Here is a 4,558-nt window from a genome sequence, read left to right as displayed (position 1 = left end):
TAGCCCTTGGTTGTACAATGCCAACCAAAGCTGAGTTCCGATCTTCTGTCTCCATGTACCAGTAGCTGTAGCATAATCTACTTCAGTCTCTGACAAGTAAGTGCCAATTGTAGCACCCCACTGATCAAATGAAGCTGTGATACCAGCGTTGTAGTGTTCAGCAGCAGTTGTTGCTCCGTCCATTTGGGTAGGAATTGTATAACCAGTTCTTTCTACCATCTCAGCCATCAAGAATCTAATCTCTGCATAGTTGAACAATACACCAGCAGTTGTTGGCTGATGTAGGATATCACCTACTTGAGTGAAGTTAGCATATGCATTTGCATCACCATAGATACCACCATCAAATACGCCAGCTCCCAAGTTTTCTCTGAAATACACAGATCTTCTTGGGTCATTTACGCCATTCATGACATCCACAATAGTGTTAGCTACGATAAAATCTGCTCTTCCACTCAATACCAAGTCTTCGTGAAGAGGACTTGAGTTTGGAGAAGTGCTCTGATAAGTCATAGCGAAGTTCTCAGCATTGCTTGAGATCACACCAGCTGTCATAGCTTCGTTGGCCCAAGTCACTGAAGTAGCAGCATTTACATCTGCCATCTTCATTGCCATTCTCAACTTTACAGAGTTAGCAAATCTAGCCCAGGCAGCTACATCACCACCATATACCAAATCCGAACCTCCAAAACCACTAGCAGCAGCATTAGCCGGAGTAGTCAAAGTAGTGCTTGCAGCACTCAAGGTACCTTCTACAGAAGTATAGATAGATTCTGCATCATCATACACTGGCTCAAAATTAGCTGGATCCAATGCCTCAGAATAAGGAATATCTCCAAAAATATCAACCATTGTGATGTAGGTATAGCCCATCAATATATCGATGATAGCCATTTTGTTCTCAAGTGTCTCATCGCTATCGCTGGAAGTACCTTCCGCCATTTGAGTAGCGATGATTTCTCTTGCATCCTTCAAATCGATCAATACATCTCTGTACTGGTTCGTCCAGATTCCCAAAGAAATCTCACGAGCAGTAATTGTGTATTGGCTTTCGTCAGGGTAGGTAGTTTGAGCCCACATCTGAGAATACATCCTGAAAGGATTGTCGTTTACACTCATACTGACGATGTTATCTACAGCTTCTCTTGTAGCTCTTGCGAACAAGGACTCAGGAGCTACTTCCGCAGGGTTTCGCTTGTCAGTATTAAAGTCTTCTAATCTGTCATCACATCCTGCAAATACTGCTGCAAGAAGGACTATATATAATAAGTTTTTCATATCTGTTCTGATCAATTATTAAAATCTCACTTTAAGTTCTGCTCCGATTTGTCTAACTGTTGGATAAGATCCAGACAAGTAGCCTTGAGAGAACTGTCCACCTAGACCTGATTCAGGATCAGCATATGGTACGTGCTTGCTGATGATCCACAAGTTTCTACCAACTACAGAGACATCAACACCTTGAGACCATGATCCGACCAAGCTTGAAGGCAAGCTGTAAGTCAATCTCATTTCTCTCAATTTCACGAATGATGCATCATATACAGTCATAGCACCTGGATTTTTCGAAGCGTTACCCCAGTAGAATGCTCCAAAGTAAGAGTCTGCTGCAGCTCTGATCGTATTCTCAGAACCGTCAGCCTGAACACCTTCGTTCAAGATTCCACCACTGTCAGATCCTGTAGTTACAGCATCTCTGACTGGGTTACCCAATTCATTAAGTCCAGCAGTATGCTCTAGCACACCAGTACCTTGGTAGTGCATATCCAAAGAATAAACTTCTCCACCTTGTGATACATCAATCAAGAATCCTAAAGTCACACCTTTGAAAGATACAGTGTTGTTGAATCCTAACAAGTAATCAGGGTTTGGATCAGCAATGATTTGATCCGCTTCAGATACGTAGAATCCATTTGCGTCAACCACTCTTCTGCCATCTAAATACTGGAATCCAGTTCCTTTCAATACACCTAAAGGCTCACCTACAGTTGCGTTTGAAGAAATGTTACCTTGGTAACTTTGGATTGTATAGTTCTCAGTCGCTTGGTTTCCTTCAGAATCGTTCAAATCAAGAACTTCATTTCTGTTTCTAGTGAAGTTAACCGCAAGGTTGTACTTCAACGCATCAGTTCTAATTACATCTCCACTCAATACCATCTCGATACCTCTGTTTTGAATAGTACCAACGTTGATAAATGTACTTGAGTAACCGGTAGCTCTTGAGATCTCAACTGGCATCAATTGATCAGTTGTCTCTCTGTTGTACCATGCGAAATCAACATTAACTCTTCTGTCGAGGAATGATCCTTCGAATCCGAATTCAGTCTCAGTAGTGATTTCTGGCTTCAACTCAGAGTTGTTTTTGTTGCTTCTTACAGTAGTCATAATAGTGCTACCAAAGTTGTCAACACGAGCATACGTATCGTTTACTCTCAAAGCACGTGTATCAGAACCTACCTGGCCGATACTTGCTCTTACCTTACCGAAGTCCATCCAGCTTACATCTACCAGTTCTGAGAATACAAAACCAAGACCTACACCGTAGTAATCATACTGATTGTTTGCTACTGGCAAAGCAGAGCTAATGTCTGTTCTGTAGTTAGCATCCAAATACAAGAAATCTTTGTAGCCCAAGTTCACATTAGCGAAGTAGCTATAGATTTCTTTTTCCCATAGTGTTTCTACCGGGAATGGGTTTGTACTTACTGAGTTGCTCAAAGCATACAGTCCTGGTACAGCCAATCCACCACTTGTAGAAGCAAATACGTTCTCATATCTCTCTTTCTGTAGGTTGAAACCTACCAAACCAGCAAGGCTAAGATCATCGTTCAACTGCTTGTTGAAGTTCAACATTGCGTTGTAGTTCCACTCACTGTTTTCGATGTTAGTTCTTGCGTAGCCAGAAGGCTCATCAGTCAAGTTCACACCGAATTCAGCAGCAATACTACCAACAGCTCTTCTTTCTTCTCTAACTTCAGTGTAGTTATCCAAAGAAATTCTACCGTTTACTGACAACCAGTCAGTCAACTTGTACTGGAATCCAAACTTAGACAAGAATCTATCTCTAGTATCAGAGTTGAAGTTCTCGTATCGAGTCCAGTAAGGGTTATCCCAATAGATAGGCGTAAGAGGAGTGTCGTGGCTCGCGCCATTCCAGGTATAGTTCAAGCCTGTTCTGTTGTACACTCTTTCTAGTTGCTTCACATCAACATTTACCTGCCACCACTGACGGAACTGAGACATCAAGTTATCGCTATATCCAGTAGAGAATCTACCGACAGCGTTTTGCTTGTTGTACTGCATCATTACATCAGCAGACAATTTATCGCTCAATTTAGTAGTCGCGTTGAAGTTAAATGTATGCTTCTTCAATGAACTGTTTGGCATGATATCATCCTGATCGTGGTTAGTATAACCAAATCTGAAAGTAGCCGATTCTCCACCACCTGTCAAGGCAATGCTGTTTCTCTTGATTACTTGAGTTTCGAAGAAATCAACAGGAGTAGTTGCTCCAGCTTCGTATGCGTAAGCACGTCCGAAGTTAGCTTCACCAGGCACAAATGAATCCCACTGGTATCCAGTGATAGATCCATCCAATGGATCACCATAAGATGCATCTTCAGTAGTAGGAACTACTAAATCCAGGTTACCGTCACCGTTGATGTCGATTTCATACATGGCACCGTTTGGAGTAGCTCCACCGTAGTATGGTCCGTATCCAGCACCAAACTCATTTTGGTACTTAGCGAAAGTAGACTTATCTATTTTACCGATGGTTAAACCAGTGGCTAGCTCAACGCCAATGCCTTTTCTAGAAGTACCTTTTTTGGTTGTAATCAAGATTACACCGTTTTGGCCCCTAGATCCATAAAGTGCAGTCGCTGCAGCACCTTTAAGGATAGACATAGACTCAACATCCTCTGGGTTAATATCAGATGCAGGGTTACCATAATCATAACCTCTACGTCCCTGAGCCTGAACAGCTGTGTTAGACGTTCTGTTACTTACAGGCACACCATCAATTACAAATAGTGGGTTGTTGTTAGTAAAAGAAGAGTTACCTCTAATGTTAATAACAGCAGAACCACCCATTGCAGTTGTTTGTCTTACTTGTACACCAGCAGCTTTACCAGATAGAGAACCAATGATGTTGTCAGACTTAACTCTGTTTACATCTTCAGTACCTAACGTTTGCTGCGCGTATCCCAAAGAAGCTTTTTCTCTAGAAACACCCATAGCGGTAACAACCACTTCAGTCAATTGCTGAGCGTCAGGCTGCATGATTAGGTCGATTATACTTCTCGTACCAATCTCAATTTCCTGCGTGGAAAGGCCCACAAAGGAATAAACTAAAGTACCACCGTCAGAAGGAACAGATAACTTATAGTTACCATCCAAATCGGTAGTTGTACCTGTAGTCGTACCCTTAAGTACAACTGTCACGCCTGGTAGTGTCGAATCGTCTTCTGCAGACGTCACCTTACCAGAAACTGTCCTGTCCTGTGCGGAAGCTTGTGCTATCAAGCCAGACACGAACAAGAAAATCAGTAATAGTTTT

The 4,558-nt window shown here is 42.2% G+C and carries 2 protein-coding genes; both read right to left on the bottom strand.

The annotated features are described in order from the left end of the window. Positions 1-1,278, bottom strand: a 1,278-nt coding sequence (locus ABJF11_RS00895; protein WP_348117254.1) for a SusD/RagB family nutrient-binding outer membrane lipoprotein, incomplete at its 3' end; no start/stop codon positions are given. 18 nt (positions 1,279-1,296) lie between these two features. Then, the coding region (locus ABJF11_RS00890) for a SusC/RagA family TonB-linked outer membrane protein (protein WP_348117252.1) at positions 1,297-4,558 on the bottom strand (3,262 nt) is incomplete at its 5' end.

Origin of the sequence: Reichenbachiella sp., from assembly GCF_039941815.1 — a bacterium.
Taxonomy (GTDB): Bacteria; Bacteroidota; Bacteroidia; order Cytophagales; family Cyclobacteriaceae; genus Reichenbachiella.
The sequence above is the reverse complement of the archived record's forward strand: the minus strand, read 5'-3'. Positions and strand labels throughout refer to the sequence as shown.